Raw genomic sequence first — 17,227 nt, 5'->3', positions numbered from 1 at the left:
GGGGCGCTTAGCGCTTCAGCGAGGCATCCATCGTGATCTTGGCGTTCAGCACCTTGGACACCGGGCAGCCGGCCTTGGCCTTGTTGGCGGCCTCTTCGAAAGCTTTGGCGTCGGCGCCGGGGATGGCGGCCACGACCTTCAGGTGGATGGCGGTGATGGCGAAGCCGCCGTCGCTCTTGTCCAGGGTGACCTCGGCCGAGGTCTCGATGCGGTCGGCCTTCAGGCCCGCCTCGCCCAGGATGTTGGACAGGGCCATCGAGAAGCAGCCCGCGTGCGCCGCGCCGATCAGTTCCTCGGGGTTGGTGCCGGGTTCGTTCTCGAAGCGGGTGTTGAAGCCGTAGGGCTGGTCGCGCAGCGCGCCGCTCTCGGTGGAAATGGTGCCTTTGCCGGTCTTGAGATCGCCTTGCCAGACGGCGGAAGCAGTCTTCTTCATGGGGATACTCCTGAAAGGTTGGGCGTGAAGACGCCCAGGAAGGGTCTTCCATGATACGGCGGCATGCGGCCGGGAATGTGTCCGCCAGGTTTCCAGGCACGCGATAATGCTTCGGCCCCCAATAGCCCTGGAGCTGTTCCCATGCTGGTGATCGATACCGCCGCCACACGCGGCGCGCTGGCCTTCGACTCGGTGATTCCCGCCTTGCGCGAGGCTTTTCGCGGCGGCGTGACGGTGCCGCCGCGCCATGTGCACGCCATCGAATCCGACGGCGCTCACGGCACCTCGCTGATCATGCCCGCCTGGAACGCGCAGGGATACTTCGGGGTAAAGATCATCAACATCTTTCCCGGGAACACCCGCCAGGGCCTGCCCGGCCTGCACGCCACCTACACGCTGTACAGCGCCCGCACGGGCGTGCCGCTGGCGCAGGTGGACGGCGACGTGGTGACGGCCTTCCGCACCGCCGGGGCGGCCGCGCTGGGGGCGACTTACCTGGCGCGCGAGGATGCGCGCTGCTTGCTGATCGTCGGTTCGGGCCGCATCGCCGGGCTGCTGGCCCAGGCGATGCGCGCGGTGCGGCCGATCGAGCAGGTGCTGGTCTGGAATGTACGGCCCGCGGGCGCGCAGGCGTTGGCGCGGACGCTGTCGGAGCAGGGCATGGATGCCCAGGCGGTGACGGACCTGGAACGGGCGGTCCGCCAGGCCGACATCGTCAGTTGCGCGACCCTGTCCACCGAGCCGCTGGTGCGGGGCGCATGGTTGCGTCCGGGTACGCACCTGGATCTGGTCGGCAGTTTCAAACCCGAGATGATAGAGGCCGACGCCCAGTGCTTTGCCCAGGCGTCGGTCTATGTGGACACTGACGAGGCGCCCACGAAGGCCGGTGATCTGCTGGTGGCCTTCGCCGCCGGCACGCTGGCGCGCGACGGCTTGCGAGGCACGCTGTTCGATCTGGTGGCGGGCCGCGTGCCGGGACGGGCCGACGACGCCGAGATCACCGTGTTCAAGGCCGTGGGCAGCGCGCTGGAGGACCTGGCGCTGGCCGCGCTGGTGTACGAGGCGGCCGGCAATCCTGCACCCAACGCCCAAGGCCACGCCTGAAAACACGGCCTGAACCCTGCGCAACTACGTGGCAACCCTGTGACGGCTCGGTGATTCGTTGAGGCACAATGACGTTTTTGCGACTATCTGGCGTGCGTTCCGCGCGCGCCGGGCCGCAACCGCCGCCAACCATAGCCCTCACACCCCACCGGATCTCCTCAATGTCCCACGCGCTTGCCCGCCTTGCCGCCGTCGTCGCGGTCGCGCTTCCCGCCCTGTCCGCCCAGGCCGAAGTGGTCATCGGCGTGGACCTGTCCACGACAGGCCCCGCCGCCGCCATCGGCATCCAGAGCAACAACGCCGTGCGCATGTGGCCGGCCACGCTGGGCGGCGAGCCGGCGCGCTACGTCGTGCTGGACGATGCCACCGACGTCAGCCGTTCGGTGCGCAACATGCGCAAGCTGACCTCCGAGGACAAGGTCGACGCCATCGTCGGCCCCAACACCACGGCCGCCGCCGTGGCCGGCCTGGACGTGCTGGCCGAGACGGGCACGCCGATGGTGGCCCTGGCCGCCTCGGCCGTCATCGTCGAGCCGCAGACGGATTCCAAGCGCCACTGGGCCTTCAAGATGCCGCAGAACGACACGCTGATGGCCTCGGTGCTGGTCGAGGACATGAAGCGCAAGGGCGTGCATACGGTGGGCTTCATCGGTTTCGGCGATTCCTATGGCGACAGCTGGTGGCAGGCCTTCAACGCCGCCGCCGGCGACAGCCTGAAGATCGTGGCGCAAGAGCGTTTCCAGCGCACCGACGCCTCGGTGGTGGGGCAGGCGCTCAAGATCATCGCGGCCAAGCCCGACGCCGTGCTGGTCGCGGGGGCGGGGACGCCCGCGGCGCTGCCGCAGAAGACGCTGCTCGAACGCGGCTACACCGGCGCCCTCTACCAGACTCATGGCATCGGCACGCTGGAGTTCCTGCAGGTGGGCGGCAAGGATGTCGAGGGCACGCTGTTTCCCACGGGCCCTGGCGTGGTTGCGCGCGAGTTGCCCGACGGCAATCCTGTGAAGAAGGTGGCCGTGGAATTCGCCGACAAATACGAGGCGCAATACGGCGCCAATACGCTCACTCAGTTCGCGGGCGACGCCTACGGTGCCTGGATGCTGCTGGATTCGGCCGTGGGCCGCGCGCTGAAGACGGGCGCCAAGCCGGGCACGCCCGAGTTCCGCAAGGCCCTGCGCGATGCGCTGGAGAGCACGAAAGACTTGATCGTGCCCAATGGCGTGTTGAACATCTCGGCCAAGGATCACCAGGGCTTCGACGAACGCGCGCGCGTGATGGGCGTGGTGCGCAATGGGCGTTTCTCGTATGCCGGGCAATAGTATTTAGTTACGTGCTTCGCGCCGCGTGGCGCGGGTTCTCCTGGGGAGGTAGGTGCGAGCCTGCCTTCTTTTTGTGACATATGATTCGTACTCAAATGATTCTATGGGATATCATTTTGAGAGAATCAATTGCGCTACAAATCATGGGAGAAAAAAACATGGCACTTCACGCTTACGCCGCGAAACGGCTTTTGCTGGCGGTTGGACTGACGCTGGCGCTGGCCGCGTGCGATTCCCGCAGCGGCGCGGGCGATAGCGCCAGCGCCGCCGCCAAGCCGGCCGCGGCGGGGCAGGCGGATGCCTCTCCCGGTGGCGACACCCTGGCCGCGGCCCGTAAGGCCGGCACTATCCGTATCGGCTACGCCAACGAAGCGCCCTATGCGTACATGGACAGCAAGGCGGCGAAAGTCACCGGCGAGTCCGTCGAGATCGCCCGCGTCGTGTTGAAGCGCATGGGCGTGAACGAAGTGGAGGGCGTGCTGACCGAGTTCGGTTCGCTGATCCCCGGCCTGCAGGCCAAGCGCTTCGACATCATCGCGGCGGGCATGTATGTCACGCCTACGCGCTGCGAGCAGGTGGCATTCTCCAATCCCACCTATGGCGTGGGCGAGGCCTTCCTGGTGCAGAAGGGCAATCCCAAGAATCTGCACAGTTACGAAGACGTGTTGAAAAGCCAGGACGCCCGCCTGGGCGTGGTGGTGGGCGCCATCGAGGGCGAGTATGCCGAGAAACTGAAGATTCCGTCCGACCGCGTCATCGTGTTTCCCGACGCCGTCAGCGCGTTGTCCGGCGTGCAGGCAGGCCGCGCGGATGCCTACGCGGCCACGGCGCTGACCATCGGCGACCTGATGACCAAGGTGACCGATCAGCCCGTGGAGCGCGCCGAGCCTTTCACCGATCCCGTCATCGAAGGCGCGGACGTGCGCGGCTACGGCGCCTATGCCTTCCGCAAGGAAGACCAGGCCTTTGCCGACGCCTTCAACGCCGAACTGGCCAAGCTGATCGGCAGCGACGAGCACCGCAAGCTGGTCGAGCCCTTCGGCTTCAGCAAGGCGGAACTGCCGGGCGACGTGACGGCGGCCAAGCTGTGCGGCACGAAATAACGGGGAGCCAGACACATGGATGACAGTGTTTCCATACTGCAGCCGCTGCTGGAAGGCCTGGCGGTCACGCTGCAGATCACGTTAGGCGCGGCCTTGCTGGCCGTGCCACTGGCGCTGGCCGCGGGCCTGGGCCGCATGTCGGGCAGCCGGCTCGTGCGCGGCGTGTCCATGACGTATGTGGAGGTCTTCCGCGGCACGTCGGCGTTGGTGCAGCTGTTCTGGTTCTATTTCGTGCTGCCGCTGCTGGGGGTGAAGCTGCCCGCGCTGCTGGTCGGCATCGTGGTGCTGGCGGCCAACGCGGGCGCCTACGGCGCGGAAGTGGTGCGCGGCGCCATCACGGCGGTGCCGCAGGGCCAGCGCGAGGCGGCCGTGGCGCTGAACTTCACGCGCGGGCAGATCATGCGCCGCGTGGTGCTGCCGCAGGCGTTTCCCGCCATGCTGCCGCCCGCTGGCAACCTGGCCATCGAGCTGCTGAAGAACACCGCGCTGGTGTCGCTGATCACCATCACCGACCTGACCTTCCGCGGGCAACTGCTGCGTAGCGACACGCTGCGCACCACCGACATCTTCGTGGCGATGCTGTTGATGTACTTCGCGGTGGCCCTGCTGATCACGGGTGGCGTCCGCCTGCTCGAACGGAGGTTCAAAGTCCGATGAGCCCGATATTCGACTGGAATTTCGCATTCGAGATCCTGCCCACCCTGGCCGATGCCCTGGTCATCACGGTGCAGGCCACGGTGATCGGCATGCTGCTGGCCGTCACGCTGGGCCTGGTGCTGGCGATGCTGCGCCGCGCACCCTTGTGGATCGTCTCGGCCCCCGCCGCGCTGGTCATCGAGTTCGTGCGCAGCACGCCGCTGCTGGTGCAGATGTACTTCCTGTTCTACGTGCTGCCCGTCACCGGCATCAGCCTGTCGCCGCTGACCACCGGCATCCTGGCCCTGGGCGTGCACTACGCCGCGTACTGCGCCGAGGTCTACCGCGCCGGCATCGAGGCCGTGCCGCGCGGGCAGGTCGAGGCCGCCACGGCGCTGAACCTGTCGCGCTGGCGCACCGCCGTCGGCGTGGTGCTGCCGCAGGCCATCCCGCCCGTGGTGCCGGCGCTGGGCAATTACCTGGTGGCCATGTTCAAGGACACGCCGCTGCTGTCGGCCATCACCGTGGTTGAACTGCTGCAGCAAAGCAAGATGATCGGGTCGAGCACCTTCCGCTACACCGAGCCGCTGACCCTGGTGGGGGTGATGTTCCTGGTGCTGAGCCTGGCTGCCGCGTGGGGCGTGCGCCGCGTGGAAGGCCGTCTGAAACTGATTGGAGGAAAACGATGAGCGCAAGCATCACGCTGAAGAAACTGACCAAGCGATATGGCGACCTGGAAGTGCTGCGCGGCATCGACCTGGAGATTCCCTCGGGGCAGACCGTCTCGGTGATCGGGCCCTCGGGCTCGGGCAAGTCCACGCTGCTGCGCATGCTGATGACGCTGGACCGGCCCACCAGCGGCGAGATCGAGATCGATGGCGAGCCCATGTGGCACGACGCCAGCGGCAACGTCATGGGCCCGCACTCGCCGCACGTGCGCAAGGTGCGCGGCAAGATCGGCATGGTGTTCCAGCACTTCAACCTGTTCCCGCACAAGACCGCGCTGGGCAACGTCATCGAGGCGCCTATCCACGTCGAGGGCATCAGCCGCGACGAGGCCGTGACGCGCGGCCGCGAGTACCTGGAACTGGTCGGCCTGGGCGACAAGCTGGATGCCTATCCGGCGCAGTTGTCGGGCGGCCAGAAGCAGCGCGTGGGCATCGCCCGCGCGCTGGCCATGCGGCCCGAGATCATGCTGTTCGACGAGGTGACCTCGGCGCTGGATCCGGAACTGGTGGGCGGCATCCTGCAGATCATGCGCGACCTGTCGGCCAAGCGCACCATGACCATGATCATCGTCACCCACCAGATGAAGTTCGCCGAGCGCTCGTCCGACCGCACGCTGTTCTTCGACGAGGGCAACATCGTGGAAGACGCCGAATCGGCCACGCTGTTCGGCGCACCGAAAGAAGCGCGCACGCAGCAGTTCCTGCAATCGGTGATCGAGGCGGAATAGGGGGCGTCCTGCCACCGCCTATTGCACAGCGGGCCCGTGAGCCGAGGCGTGTCCCTCTGCGCACGGTGAACCGCGTTGTGGCCTGAGCCCTGACGGGACAGGCCCGGCGCATAACCGTCATCGCGGCATGGCGATGACGGTGGCGGCGCGCACGCGCGGCTATGCTTGGGGCTTTCCGTTCCGGCACGCCGCATCCGTGGCAGCCGGGCCGTCACGGGCGCCGCCCGGATCGCCACGCGCGTAGGAACCCCATGAGCCTGCTTTTCTCCCCCATCCAGCTTGGCAACGTCACGCTGGACAACCGCGTCATCATCGCTCCCATGTGCCAGTACTCCGCCCAGGAAGGCTGTGCCAACGATTGGCACATGATCCACCTGGGCCATCTGGCGCTGTCGGGCGCCGGCCTGCTGATCGTCGAGGCCACCGCCGTCGAAGCGGATGGCCGCATCACCCCGGGTGACCTGGGCCTGTGGTCCGACGACACCGAAGCCGCGCTGGCCAAGGTCGTGCAGGCCATCCGCCGCCATTCGCCGATCACGCTGGGCATTCAACTGGGCCACGCCGGCCGCAAGGCCTCCAGCCGGGCGCCGTGGGACGGCGGACAGCAAATCCCGGTGGCCGAAGGCGGCTGGATCGCGCATGCGCCGTCCGCGGTGCCGCACCTGGACAGCGAACTGCCGCCGCGCGCCCTGGACGCCGAGGGCCTGGCGCGCATCAAGCAGGCCTTCGTCGACAGCGCGCTGCGCGCCGACCGGCTGGGCTTCGAAGTGATCGAGCTGCACGCCGCGCACGGTTATCTGCTGCACGAGTTCCTGTCGCCGATCTCCAATCGGCGCGACGATGCGTATGGCGGCTCCCTCGAGAACCGCATGCGCTTTCCGCTGGAAGTGTTCCAGGCGGTCCGCGCCGCGTTGCCGGGCAAGACGCTGGGCGTGCGCGTGTCGGCCACCGATTGGGTCGAAGGCGGCTGGGATGCCGGCCAGACCGTGGCGTTCGCCCAGGCCTTGAAGGCGCTGGGCTGCGATTTCATGGATGCGTCCAGCGGCGGCGTGTCGCCGCGCCAGCAGATCACGCTGGGCGCCGGATACCAAGTGCCGTTCGCGCAGAAGATCAAGCGTGAAACGGGCCTGCCGACGATGGCGGTGGGCCTGATCACCGAGGCGCGGCAGGCCGAGCAGATCCTGCAGGAAGAGCAGGCGGACATGATCGCGCTGGCGCGCGGCATGCTGTATGACCCGCGCTGGGCCTGGCATGCCGCGGCCGAACTGGGCGGGCAGGTGAAGGCGCCGCAGCAGTACTGGCGCTCGCAGCCGCGCGACCAGAAGGCCTTGTTCGGGGAGATCCGGACGGGGCAGCGCTAGAGCTGCTCGAGTGCCATCGCGCGCCGGCCCCGTTCATACGGGGCCGGCGTTCCTGCTTATGGGGCGGTGAAGTCTCAGCCGCGTCCCGTGCTGCCGAAGCCGCTGGCGCCGCGATCGGATGCATCGAAGTCATCGACCACGTTGAACGACACCTGCATCACCGGCACGATCACCAGTTGGGCCAGGCGGTCCATGGGCTGCAAGGTGAATTCGGCGGCGCCACGGTTCCAGGTCGAGACCATCAACTGGCCCTGGTAGTCGGAGTCGATCAGGCCGACCAGGTTGCCCAGCACGATGCCGTGCTTGTGGCCCAGGCCCGAGCGCGGCAGGATCATCGCGGCGTAGCCGGGGTCGGCGATGTGGATGGCCAGGCCCGTGGGCACCAGCACGGTGGCGCCGGGGGCGATGGTCAGCGGCGCATCCAGGCAGGCGCGCAGGTCCAGGCCGGCCGAGCCGGGCGTAGCGTAGGCGGGCAGGCACTCGCGCATGCGCGCGTCCAGGATCTTGAGGTCGACGGAGTTCATGGTTCGGGAAGTCAGGATGGGGCGGGGCGCATGGCGCTCGGGGTGCCAAGGGTACCAAAGAACGGGAGCCGGGCTTGGCCGGGTCGGCTGCCCCAAGGCGCTGGCCGGTTCACGCGCGGTACGTCGTGCAAGGTCCGGGGCGTCAGCCGCCGTCGCGCCTGTTCAGCGAATCCAGCTTCCCATACTGCGGCAACGCCCCTTGCCGCGCCTTGGCCCGCAAGCCCCGCGCCGACTTGAACAGCATCAGGGACACGAAGCCCCAGAACACCGCCGGGAAGAAGCTTTCCATCTGCACGGGCTGGTTGCTCAACGCCTCGATCACGGTCGACACGGCATTCCAGGCCAGCAGTGCCGCGATGATCGTCATCACGAACGCCACACGGCGATGCGAGGCCAGCTTGGCCAACTGCGGCGACGCCTCGGGCGAGCCCGCCGCGAAACCGCCCGGTGTCCCGCGCTGAGGCCGGGGGACCGGCTTGGCGGACGAGGGCGGCTTGCCGTCGTTGCGGCCCCAGCCGGTATCCCATTGCGAGGCCTGCGGCCCGCCCGGCACGGCATCGGGGAACTGCTGTTCCTGGTGCGCGATGGCCTGGCGCCGGGTCTTTTTCTCGGCGCGGGTAGGCTTGACCACCTGGCCGGGCGCCTGCATGCCGGTGCGGCCCAGGGCCTCGACGTAGCTGGCGAAGTCGCCGTTCTTGGGTTCTCCGGGCAGGCTCATGGTGGGGTTCCGGTCAGTTGCCGCGGCGTTCGGTGGCGGGGCGGCGCTTGCGCAACAGCATGTGCAACAGGCCACCGCCGATCAGGATCGAAGCGACCACGCCCACCCCGAGGGTAAGTTGCTGGGCGTCGCGGGCCGCGCCCAGGCCACGCGCGGTGAAATAGCCGGGCGCCAGCATCAGCGGCAGCCACAGCAAGGCCGACAGCACGTTGGCCGCCTGGAAGCGCCAGTGCTCCATGCGCATCACGCCGGCCACGGTGGGCACGGTCGAGCGCAGCGGGCCCAGGAAACGGCCGATCACCACCGAGGCGAAGCCGAACCGCCAGAAGAACAGGCGGGCCCGCGCGACGTTGGCGCGCTGGCGGCTCAACGGCCAGCGGCGCAACACGCCGGGACCCATCCAGCGGCCGATGGCATAGGAAATGGCGTCGCCCACCACGGCGCCCGCCACGCCCCAGGCCAGCACGCTCCAGGGCGACAGCGTGCCCGACCCGATCAGGCCGCCGGTGACCAGCAGCAGCGCGGTGGCGGGGATGAACAGGCCGACCACCAGCAGCGATTCGCCCAGCGTCAGCAGGAACGTGATCAGCCCAGCCCATTCCTGGTTGGCCTGGATGAAGGCGCCAACCTGTTCGATGTATGTGTCCATGTATTGATGAGAAAGCCCGAGCGTCCTGTATCTTAACGCCTGCCTGGATGGGCCGCGCGGGGCGGCGCCGGGCGGGTGAAAGGGGTTTCGCGTCGAGCCCGTGGCTGTGCGTAAAACACCCTCTTCAGAGGGGTGTCGGGCGCCAGGGGGCGGGTTCAACGCATTTCGGGATTGAAGTATCCATGGATTCTGTGACGCAAGCGGTGCTGGGCGCCGGCATACAGGGGGCGCTGCTGGGACGTTCGCAGGGACGTAAAGCCTTGCTGTATGGCGCCATGCTGGGCACGCTGCCCGATCTGGACGTACTGGTGCGCTATGCCGACCCGGTGTCGTCCATGACTTATCATCGCGGCTTTTCGCATTCCGTGTTCGTGCTGACCGCGCTGGCCGCCTTGATGGCCTGGCTGATCCGCAAGCGATGGCCGCAGGCGCCGTACGGCCCATGGCGGTTGCTGCTGACCCTCTGGCTGGTGCTGATTACCCACCCCGTATTGGACGCGTTTACCGTCTATGGCACGCAGTTGTTCTGGCCGCTGGCCTGGACGCCCGAAAGCTGGTCGGCCGTCTTCATCATCGATCCGGTCTACACGCTGCCCATGCTGTTCGCGGTGGTGGCCGCGGGCATCGTCGGCGTCACCGCCCGCACGCAGCGCGCCATGGCGGCCACGGTGGTGTTCGGGGCGCTGTACCTGTTGTCCGGCCTGGCCGGGCGCTGGCAGGCCGAGCAACGCGTACTGGCCGAACTGGGCCGGCAGGGCGTGGCGGTCGACCGTGTCATCGGCACTCCGATGCCGTTCAATACCTTGCTGTGGCGCGTCGTGGCGACCACGCCCGACGGCGATTACTACGAAGGCGTCAGCGGCTGGTTCGACCGCTCGCCGCCCGAAACCCTGCGCCTGCCGCGCCACACGAACCTGGCCGCCGCGCTGGAAGACGTGCCGCTGCACCAGCGCCTGCGCTGGTTCACCGACGACTGGCTGCGCTACGACGCCTTGGGCGATGCGCTGGTGGTGACCGACCTGCGCATGGGGCTCGCCGGGTACTACACCTTCCGTTTCGTGATGGCCGAGCGCGGCGCCAACGGGCAGTGGCAGCCGGTCACGCCGTACCGCCATCCCAGCTCGCGGGGCGGCGGCCACGAGCTGAGGCTGATGATGGACCGTATCGTCGATGGCTTGCCCCTGCCGCTGGCGACCTGGTCCGAAGAGGCCTTGCGCTAGCGTTCGGCCCGCCTGGATACGCTGGCGTGAAGCGTATCCATGAGGCGCACGAGGGCCCGTCCTCCCGGGCCGACTGCGAACGAGACTCGTCTGACCTGCACACATCTGGTCGCAAACTTACGGCAAGCTTGCGCTTATCATCCCGCTGCCATTCATCGTGCAGCTGGGGGAAAGCCTTGTCTTATCGAGATTCCAACCGCGTCCGGGCAGCGTTGGCTGCCGTGGCCGTGTCGATCGCCGGGTTCGTGGGGTATGTGGCCGAGGTGCGGGCGCAGAGCTGGCCCAAGGTGCAGGCCCGTGCCGAAGCGGTCAAGGTGCTGGCGGCCTTCAAGCGCGGTCCGTATGGCGACATGGCCAGAGACCGCGTGGCGCGCCAGACGCCGGTGTCCGGTATCTATGCGCTGATGGATCCCGCGGGCAAGTACGGTCCCATCTTCACCGATGAAAAGATCTCGCGCATGAAGAATGGCAATGGCGCGTGGCTGGACGTGGCCAGCGGCAAGCCGCTGGGCACGCGGCAGGTCCAGGCGATGCGGCGCGACATGGCGGCCCGTATCGACACGGCCGGCGCCATCACCGTGCGTTACGGCAATGGCGGCAAGGACGCGATCCTGGTCTCCGCCTACGACTGCCCGTACTGCGAGAAGCTGGAAATGGCCTTGGACAAATCCAAGGTGAACGCCGATGTCCACGTGTTTCCGATGTCGCTGCAACACAATCAGGCCGGCCCGATGGGCCTGGCGCGCGACATCTGGTGCAGCGCCGACCCGGCCAAGGCCTGGAAGACCTCGGTGCTGCAGGGCATCGCGCCCGAGCCCGCGCCGGCAGGCTGCAACAAGGACGCGCGCGACACCAGCATGCTGATGCTGCTGTTCGACCTGAAGGCCGTGCCCGCGCGCATCCATGCGGATGGCCGGGTGTCGCAATTCCGGATCCAGGATCTCTGAACCTTCCGTGCCGCATGCGGCCGCATTTTTTCGACGATAGGAAACCACGGCCCAGCAGCGTGCTGGCGTCGCCGAGGCTGCGCGCCTTGCCGGGCGTGGCGGGTCCGGCAAGGCGCCCGGCTGTCGCGGGCTATTGGGAAACCGATCGTGCCGCCGGCGTCAGCGCTTGCGAGGCAAGCGCGCCGCGATCTCGGCCACCAGGCGGCGTGCCGCGTCCAGCTTGGGGGCGGGCGGCAGCGGGTGCACGCCGGCCTCGTCGAACAGCACCAGTTCGGTGGTGTCCGCATCCATGACCTTGTGCGCCAGATTGCCCACCAGCAGGGGGATGCCCTTGCGCTGGCGCTTGGCTTCGGCGTGCTCGGCAAGCTTCTCGGTTTCGGCTGCGAAGCCCACGCACCAGGGGCCGTTCGGCAGGCGCGCCACTTCGGCCAGGATGTCGGGATTGGGTTCGAATTCCATCACGGGGGCGCCGCCGCCCTCGGAGGTCTTCTTCAGCTTCTGGTCGCTGACGTTCTTGATGCGCCAGTCGGCCACCGCGGCCACGGCCACGAACACGTCGGCATCGCCGGCGCTGGCCATGACGGCATCGTGCATCTGGCGCGCCGTCATCACCTGCAACGCGGTGACGCCGCGCGGCACGGGCAGGGCGGTGGCGCCGGTGATCAGCGTGACCCGCGCCCCGGCTTCATGCGCGGCGCGCGCCAGCGCGTAGCCGGTCTTGCCCGACGAACGGTTGCTGAGAACGCGCACCGGATCGACCGGCTCGGACGTCGGGCCCGCCGTCAGCAGCAGGTGGCGGCCCGCCAGCAGCTTGGGCTGGAACGAGGCGATCAGGTCGGCCAGGATCTCGTGCGGCTCGAGCATGCGGCCGCTGCCGGTTTCGCCGCAGGCCTGTTCGCCCGCGGCCGGCCCCAGCACGCTGATGCCGTCGGCGCGCAACTGCGCCACGTTGCGCTGCGTGGCCGGGTTGGCCCACATCTCGCGGTTCATGGCGGGCGCCACCAGCAAGGGACAGGCGCGCGCCAGGCACAGCGTGGACAGCAGGTCATCGGCCAGGCCATGCACCAGCTTGGCCATGAAATCGGCGCTGGCCGGCGCGATCAGCACCGCGTCGGCGCCGCGCGTCAGGTCGATGTGCGCCATGTTGTTGGGTACGCGCGCATCCCACGCATCGACGAACACCGGCCGGCCCGACAGGGCCTGCATGGTGACGGGCGTGATGAAATGCGTGGCCGCTTCGGTCATGACGACGTCGACGACCGCGCCCTGTTCGGTCATGCGGCGTACCAGTTCGGCGATCTTGTAGCAGGCGATGCCGCCGCTCATTCCGATGACGATGCGTTTGCGTGCGAGGTCTAGCATGGCGGGCGTGTCAGGGTGGGATCAGGCCATTATGCCGGCTAGCCGCCGGCAGCGCGCGTCTTGCGGGCGCGCAGTATCTCGTCGAGCACCAGCAGCACCGCGCCGCAGGTGATGCCCACGTCGGCCAGATTGAAGGCCGGATAGTACCAGTCGCGCCAATAGAACAGCAGGAAGTCGACGACGTGGCCATAGGCCACGCGGTCGATCACGTTGCCCAGCGCGCCGCCCATGATCAGGGTCAGCGCCAGGCAGAAGCGCGGCTGGCCCTTGGTCCGGCGCAGCATCCAGGTGATGAAGACCGCTGCGCCAACGCCCAGCAGCGTGAACAGCCAGCGCTGCCAGCCTTCTTCGCGGGCCAGGAAGCTGAAGGCCGCGCCGCGGTTGTACATCAGCGTGAAGTCGAAGAACGGCAGCACGTTCAGGCGCTGTCCGTACGAGAACGCATTGTCGAAGTACAGCTTGGTCGCCTGATCGAAGACGATGATCAGGGCGGCCAGCCCGAGCCAGCGCGCCAGGTGGGAGCGGGGGGCGGCGGAAACGTCCGTCGTCATGAAGGTCAGGCCTTCTCGCGCGGTTCGCCCGCACCGAACAGGTTGGCCACGCAGCGGCCGCAGATCTCGGGGTGATCGGCATCCGAGCCCACGTCATCGCGCCAGTGCCAGCAGCGTTCGCACTTCTTGTGCGGCGACGGCGTGATCTGCACCTGCAGGTCTTCGCCCTCGTGCACGGTGGCGCGCGAGACGATCAGCACGAAGCGCAGGTCGCCCGCCAGGCTGGCCAGCCATTCGCGGTCTTGCGCGGTGGCGCGGATGTCGACTTCGGCCTGCAGCGACGAACCGATGTTGCCGGCCGTGCGCACTTCTTCGAGCTTGCGCTGTACGTCGGCGCGGATGGCGCGCAGGCGCGTCCACTTCGCCGTCAGCGCGGCGGCGTCGTCGAACGCCGGCAGCGTGTGATAGACCTCGGTGAAGATTGTGGCGCGGGCCGCGTCGCCCAGGTGCTTGAGCGTCGAACTGCCCAGCAGCTTCCAGGCTTCCTCGGCCGTGAACGACAGGATCGGCGCCATCAGCTTCAGCAGCGTCTGCGTGATCTCCAGCAGCGCCGTCTGCGCCGAGCGGCGCGCGCGGCTGTCGGTGGCCGTGGTGTACAGGCGGTCCTTCAGGATGTCCAGGTAGAACGCGCCCAGGTCTTCCGAGCAGAAGGTTTGCAGGCGCGAGACGGCGGGGTGGAAGTCGTAGCGGTCGAAGTTGGCCAGCACGTCGGCCTGCATCTGCGCGGTCATGGCCAGCGCGTAGCGGTCGATCTCGAACAGTTCGGCGTGCGGCACGGCCTGCGTCGCCGGATCGAAGTCGGCCACGTTGGCCAGCAGGAAGCGCAGCGTGTTGCGGATGCGGCGGTAGCCCTCGACCACGCGCTTGAGGATCTCGTCGGAGATCGACAGCTCGCCCGAGTAGTCGGTGGAGGCGACCCACAGGCGCAGGATTTCCGCGCCCAGCGAATCGGACACCTTCTGCGGCGCGATGACGTTGCCGACCGACTTGCTCATCTTGCGGCCCTGGCCGTCGACCACGAAGCCGTGGGTCAGCAGGGCCTTGTAGGGCGCGCGGCCATACAGCATGCAGCCGGTCAGCAGCGACGAGTGGAACCAGCCGCGGTGCTGGTCCGAGCCTTCCAGGTACAGGTCGGCGGGCCAGGCCAATTGTTCGCCGTGCGAGCCGCCCAGGTCGTGGTCCTTGCCACCCAGCACCGTCGCGTGCGTGGTGCCCGAGTCGAACCACACGTCCAGCGTGTCGCGGTTCTTTTCGTACTGGTCGGCCTCGTCGCCCAGCAGGTCGCGGGGATCCAGGCTTTGCCAGGCCTCGATGCCGTGCTGTTCGACGCGTTGCGCGACCTGTTCGAGCAGTGCTTCGGTGCGCGGATGCAGCGCGCCGGTTTCCTTGTGCACGAAGAAGGCCATCGGCACGCCCCATTGGCGCTGGCGCGACAGCGTCCAGTCGGGACGGTTGGCGATCATGGCGTGCAGGCGCGCGCGGCCCCAGGCGGGGTAGAAGTCGGTGGCGTCGATGGCGGCCAGCGCGGTCTCGCGCAGGGGCGCGCTGCCGTCGTTGGGCTGGACGTCCATGCCGGCGAACCACTGGCTGGTGGCGCGGTAGATGATGGGCGTCTTGTGGCGCCAGCAGTGCATGTAGCTGTGCGGCAGCTTGGCCACGTGCATCAGCGAGCCGGCCGATTTCAGCGTCTCGACGATCTTGGGGTTGGCGTCCCAGATCGACTCGCCGCCGAACAGCGGCAGGCTGGACACGTATTTGCCGTCGCCCATGACGGGGCTGATGATGTCCTCGTCGCGCACGCCGTGTTCCTTGCAGGACACGAAGTCTTCGATACCGTAGGCGGGCGCCGAGTGCACCATGCCCGTGCCGGCGTCCAGCGTGACGTAGTCGCCCATGTAGATGGGCGAGGTGCGGTCGTAGCCGGCGTCCACGTGGGCCAGCGGATGGCGCATGCGCAGGCCGGCCAGCGCCGCGCCCTTTGCGGTGGCGATGACCTCGCCTTGCAGGCCCCAGGTCTTCAGGCATTCCTCGACGCGTTCGGCGGCCAGCAGCAGCAGCGGGCCATGGGCCGGCGTGGGCGTGGCGCGCACCAGCACGTAGTCGAAATCGGGGTGGGCGTTGAGCGCCTGGTTGGACGGGATGGTCCAGGGCGTGGTCGTCCAGATGACGGCGGCGCCGTCTTCCACCGAATTCAGGCCGAAGGCCGCGGCCAGCGCATCCTTGTCTGCAAACGGGAAGGCCACGTCGATGGCCGGATCGACCCGGTCGGCGTACTCGACCTCGGCCTCGGCCAGGGCCGAACCGCAGTCGAAGCACCAGTTCACGGGCTTCAGGCCGCGGAACACGTAGCCCTTCTTCAGGATGCGGCCCAGCGCGCGGATCTCGTCGGCTTCATTGCTGAAGTTCATCGTGAGATACGGGCGGTCCCAGTCGCCCAGCACGCCCAGGCGCTTGAAGTCCTTGCGCTGGCGGTCGATCTGCTCGAGCGCGTAGGCGCGGGCGCGCGACTGCACCTCGGCCACGGGCAGGTGCTTGCCGTATTTCTTCTCGATCTGGATCTCGATCGGCATGCCGTGGCAATCCCAGCCCGGCACGTACTGCGCGTCGAAGCCGGCCATGTTGCGGCTCTTGACGATGATGTCCTTCAGGATCTTGTTGACCGCGTGCCCGATGTGGATGTCGCCATTGGCGTAGGGAGGGCCGTCGTGCAGCACGAAACGCGGGCGGCCATTGCTGGCGGCGCGGATCGCCTGGTAGATGCGGTTTTCTTCCCATTCGGCCACCCAGGCCGGTTCCCGCTTGGCGAGATCGCCGCGCATGGGGAAGGGAGTGTCGGGCAGGTTGAGGGTGTTTTTATAGTCCATGAACGGCAAAATAGGCGCGCGCGTTTCGCGCGTCTTCGGCGATGGCGGCAGTCAGGGAAGGAAGGTCGGGAAATTTTTCTTCGTCCCGCAGTTTGTGCAGGAACTCGATGCGCACGAGTTTACCGTAAGCATCGGCGGGGCCATCGAGCAAGTGCGACTCCAGCAGCACGCGGCCATGATCTTCCACGGTGGGGCGTACGCCCAGGCTGGCCACGGCGGGGCGCGGCGCGTCGCCCAGGCCCAGCACGCGCACCACGTAGATACCCGAACGCGCGGCGCAGCGCGGCGCCACGCGCAGGTTCATCGTGGGAAAGCCCAGCGTGCGGCCCAGCTTCTGGCCGTGGATGACGTGGCCGCTGATGTGGAACGGGTGGCCCAGCAGGTCTTGCGCGCGCGCCAGGTCGCCCACGGCCAGCGCGGTGCGGACCTCGGAACTGGAAATGCGGTGGCCCTGGCGGTCGGTCACGTCGGACAGGGTATGCACCTCGAAGCCGTGGCGCATGCCGGCTTCGCGCAGCAGGTCGATGTCGCCGCTGCGTTTGGCGCCATAGCGGAAATCCTCGCCCACCAGCAGCCAGCGGGTCTGCAGGCCGTTGACCAGCAGGTCTTCGATGAAGGCGTTGGCCGACATGCCGGCCAGCCGCGCGTTGAAGCGCTCGACCACCACCCGTTCGATGCCCGCGCGCGCCAGCGCCGACAGCTTGTCGCGCAAGCCGAAGATGCGGGTGGGCGCCAGCTCGGGACGCTGGTTCAGGGCGGCGAAGTATTCGCGGGGGTGCGGCTCGAACGTCATCACCGCGGGCGCCAGGCCGCGGGCCTGCGCCTCGCGGCGCACGCGAGACAGGATGGCCTGGTGGCCGAGATGGACCCCGTCGAAGTTGCCGATGGTCAGGGCGCACGGGGCGCGCTGGGATGGCGGGGGCAGGTAGCGATAAATGCGCAGCGGAGGTTTCACGAGCGAGAGTTTACAATTTCAGGTT

Annotated in this window: 17 protein-coding genes; 9 read left to right on the top strand and 8 right to left on the bottom strand. The window is 68.0% G+C overall.

The features are described 5' to 3' along the window. Positions 1 to 7: 7 nt before the first annotated feature. A complete protein-coding gene (locus tag A7W11_RS23775) occupies positions 8 to 433 on the bottom strand; it encodes an OsmC family protein (RefSeq protein ID WP_066420091.1) in 426 nt (141 codons plus the stop codon). A 141-nt stretch (positions 434 to 574) separates the two neighbouring features. On the opposite strand from A7W11_RS23775, the gene lhpI reads away from it, so the two are divergent. From lhpI to A7W11_RS23740, 7 genes are all read left to right on the top strand, one after another. Then, positions 575 to 1,537, top strand: a complete 963-nt coding sequence (gene lhpI, locus A7W11_RS23770; RefSeq protein WP_066420089.1) for a bifunctional Delta(1)-pyrroline-2-carboxylate/Delta(1)-piperideine-2-carboxylate reductase — start codon at positions 575 to 577, stop codon at positions 1,535 to 1,537. 161 nt (positions 1,538 to 1,698) lie between these two features. Then, positions 1,699 to 2,856 (top strand): ABC transporter substrate-binding protein, encoded by a 1,158-nt coding sequence (locus tag A7W11_RS23765; RefSeq protein WP_066420087.1) that lies wholly within the window; start codon positions 1,699 to 1,701, stop codon positions 2,854 to 2,856. 158 nt (positions 2,857 to 3,014) lie between these two features. Further along, positions 3,015 to 3,959 (top strand): ectoine/hydroxyectoine ABC transporter substrate-binding protein EhuB, encoded by a 945-nt coding sequence (ehuB, locus tag A7W11_RS23760; RefSeq protein ID WP_066420085.1) that lies wholly within the window; start codon positions 3,015 to 3,017, stop codon positions 3,957 to 3,959. Positions 3,960 to 3,974: 15 nt separating this feature from the next. Continuing rightward, a complete protein-coding gene (gene ehuC, locus A7W11_RS23755; protein WP_066420073.1) occupies positions 3,975 to 4,616 on the top strand; it encodes an ectoine/hydroxyectoine ABC transporter permease subunit EhuC in 642 nt (213 codons plus the stop codon). Continuing rightward, positions 4,613 to 5,284 (top strand): ectoine/hydroxyectoine ABC transporter permease subunit EhuD, encoded by a 672-nt coding sequence (ehuD, locus tag A7W11_RS23750; protein ID WP_066420069.1) that lies wholly within the window; start codon positions 4,613 to 4,615, stop codon positions 5,282 to 5,284. The genes ehuC and ehuD overlap by 4 nt, the downstream gene beginning before the upstream one ends. Next, entirely contained in the window at positions 5,281 to 6,051 is a 771-nt protein-coding gene (gene ehuA / locus A7W11_RS23745) for an ectoine/hydroxyectoine ABC transporter ATP-binding protein EhuA (protein ID WP_066420066.1), read from the top strand. Before ehuD ends, ehuA begins: the two co-directional genes overlap by 4 nt. A 251-nt stretch (positions 6,052 to 6,302) precedes the next feature. Continuing rightward, a complete protein-coding gene (locus A7W11_RS23740) occupies positions 6,303 to 7,412 on the top strand; it encodes an NADH:flavin oxidoreductase/NADH oxidase (protein ID WP_066420065.1) in 1,110 nt (369 codons plus the stop codon). 74 nt (positions 7,413 to 7,486) lie between these two features. On the opposite strand, the gene dut is transcribed toward A7W11_RS23740, so the two are convergent. The 3 genes from dut to A7W11_RS23725 all read right to left on the bottom strand — a co-directional run bounded on the left by dut (position 7,487) and on the right by A7W11_RS23725 (position 9,303). After that, positions 7,487 to 7,936 carry a dUTP diphosphatase gene (dut, locus tag A7W11_RS23735; RefSeq protein ID WP_066420063.1) on the bottom strand — a complete coding sequence of 150 codons (450 nt, stop codon included), beginning with the start codon at positions 7,934 to 7,936 and terminating at the stop codon, positions 7,487 to 7,489. 142 nt (positions 7,937 to 8,078) lie between these two features. Continuing rightward, complete coding sequence (locus tag A7W11_RS23730; RefSeq protein WP_066420062.1) at positions 8,079 to 8,654, bottom strand: Tim17/Tim22/Tim23/Pmp24 domain-containing protein; 576 nt, start codon at positions 8,652 to 8,654, stop codon at positions 8,079 to 8,081. A 13-nt stretch (positions 8,655 to 8,667) separates the two neighbouring features. Then, the gene (locus A7W11_RS23725) at positions 8,668 to 9,303 is read right to left on the bottom strand and encodes a DedA family protein (RefSeq protein ID WP_066420061.1); all 636 of its coding nucleotides are present in this window, start codon (positions 9,301 to 9,303) and stop codon (positions 8,668 to 8,670) included. Between the two features lie 182 nt (positions 9,304 to 9,485). On the opposite strand from A7W11_RS23725, the gene A7W11_RS23720 reads away from it, so the two are divergent. Together A7W11_RS23720 and A7W11_RS23715 are read left to right on the top strand one after the other, a co-directional pair. Next, positions 9,486 to 10,523: a metal-dependent hydrolase gene (locus tag A7W11_RS23720; protein ID WP_066420058.1), complete on the top strand. Its 1,038-nt coding sequence runs from the start codon at positions 9,486 to 9,488 to the stop codon at positions 10,521 to 10,523. A 176-nt stretch (positions 10,524 to 10,699) separates the two neighbouring features. Next, positions 10,700 to 11,470 (top strand): thioredoxin fold domain-containing protein, encoded by a 771-nt coding sequence (locus A7W11_RS23715; protein WP_156523217.1) that lies wholly within the window; start codon positions 10,700 to 10,702, stop codon positions 11,468 to 11,470. A gap of 159 nt (positions 11,471 to 11,629) precedes the next feature. Here the strand turns inward: A7W11_RS23715 and coaBC are convergent, their stop codons facing one another. Genes coaBC through A7W11_RS23695 form a run of 4 tightly spaced genes read right to left on the bottom strand, consistent with a single transcriptional unit; the run spans position 11,630 to position 17,202 of the window. Next, on the bottom strand, positions 11,630 to 12,832 hold the full coding sequence (gene coaBC, locus A7W11_RS23710; protein WP_066420050.1) for a bifunctional phosphopantothenoylcysteine decarboxylase/phosphopantothenate--cysteine ligase CoaBC: 1,203 nt from the start codon (positions 12,830 to 12,832) through the stop codon (positions 11,630 to 11,632). 38 nt (positions 12,833 to 12,870) lie between these two features. Continuing rightward, on the bottom strand, positions 12,871 to 13,383 hold the full coding sequence (lspA, locus tag A7W11_RS23705; RefSeq protein ID WP_066420049.1) for a signal peptidase II: 513 nt from the start codon (positions 13,381 to 13,383) through the stop codon (positions 12,871 to 12,873). 5 nt (positions 13,384 to 13,388) lie between these two features. Next, a complete protein-coding gene (ileS, locus tag A7W11_RS23700) occupies positions 13,389 to 16,247 on the bottom strand; it encodes an isoleucine--tRNA ligase (protein ID WP_066420048.1) in 2,859 nt (952 codons plus the stop codon). Then, a complete protein-coding gene (locus A7W11_RS23695) occupies positions 16,237 to 17,202 on the bottom strand; it encodes a bifunctional riboflavin kinase/FAD synthetase (protein WP_066420046.1) in 966 nt (321 codons plus the stop codon). Before A7W11_RS23695 ends, ileS begins: the two co-directional genes overlap by 11 nt. Positions 17,203 to 17,227 lie beyond the last annotated feature (25 nt).

The sequence above is a fragment of the Bordetella ansorpii genome, assembly GCF_900078315.1.
GTDB lineage: Bacteria > Pseudomonadota > Gammaproteobacteria > Burkholderiales > Burkholderiaceae_B > Bordetella > Bordetella ansorpii.
The sequence above is the reverse complement of the archived record's forward strand: the minus strand, read 5'-3'. Positions and strand labels throughout refer to the sequence as shown.

What these genes read in the sequence shown, in the direction of transcription:
- A7W11_RS23775 (WP_066420091.1), bottom strand. Translation starts at nt 433, where the DNA reads ATGAAGAAGACTGCTTCCGCCGTCTGGCAAGGCGATCTCAAGACCGGC.
- lhpI (WP_066420089.1), top strand. Translation starts at nt 575, where the DNA reads ATGCTGGTGATCGATACCGCCGCCACACGCGGCGCGCTGGCCTTCGAC.
- A7W11_RS23765 (WP_066420087.1), top strand. Translation starts at nt 1,699, where the DNA reads ATGTCCCACGCGCTTGCCCGCCTTGCCGCCGTCGTCGCGGTCGCGCTT.
- ehuB (WP_066420085.1), top strand. Translation starts at nt 3,015, where the DNA reads ATGGCACTTCACGCTTACGCCGCGAAACGGCTTTTGCTGGCGGTTGGA.
- ehuC (WP_066420073.1), top strand. Translation starts at nt 3,975, where the DNA reads ATGGATGACAGTGTTTCCATACTGCAGCCGCTGCTGGAAGGCCTGGCG.
- ehuD (WP_066420069.1), top strand. Translation starts at nt 4,613, where the DNA reads ATGAGCCCGATATTCGACTGGAATTTCGCATTCGAGATCCTGCCCACC.
- ehuA (WP_066420066.1), top strand. Translation starts at nt 5,281, where the DNA reads ATGAGCGCAAGCATCACGCTGAAGAAACTGACCAAGCGATATGGCGAC.
- A7W11_RS23740 (WP_066420065.1), top strand. Translation starts at nt 6,303, where the DNA reads ATGAGCCTGCTTTTCTCCCCCATCCAGCTTGGCAACGTCACGCTGGAC.
- dut (WP_066420063.1), bottom strand. Translation starts at nt 7,936, where the DNA reads ATGAACTCCGTCGACCTCAAGATCCTGGACGCGCGCATGCGCGAGTGC.
- A7W11_RS23730 (WP_066420062.1), bottom strand. Translation starts at nt 8,654, where the DNA reads ATGAGCCTGCCCGGAGAACCCAAGAACGGCGACTTCGCCAGCTACGTC.
- A7W11_RS23725 (WP_066420061.1), bottom strand. Translation starts at nt 9,303, where the DNA reads ATGGACACATACATCGAACAGGTTGGCGCCTTCATCCAGGCCAACCAG.
- A7W11_RS23720 (WP_066420058.1), top strand. Translation starts at nt 9,486, where the DNA reads ATGGATTCTGTGACGCAAGCGGTGCTGGGCGCCGGCATACAGGGGGCG.
- coaBC (WP_066420050.1), bottom strand. Translation starts at nt 12,832, where the DNA reads ATGCTAGACCTCGCACGCAAACGCATCGTCATCGGAATGAGCGGCGGC.
- lspA (WP_066420049.1), bottom strand. Translation starts at nt 13,383, where the DNA reads ATGACGACGGACGTTTCCGCCGCCCCCCGCTCCCACCTGGCGCGCTGG.
- ileS (WP_066420048.1), bottom strand. Translation starts at nt 16,247, where the DNA reads ATGGACTATAAAAACACCCTCAACCTGCCCGACACTCCCTTCCCCATG.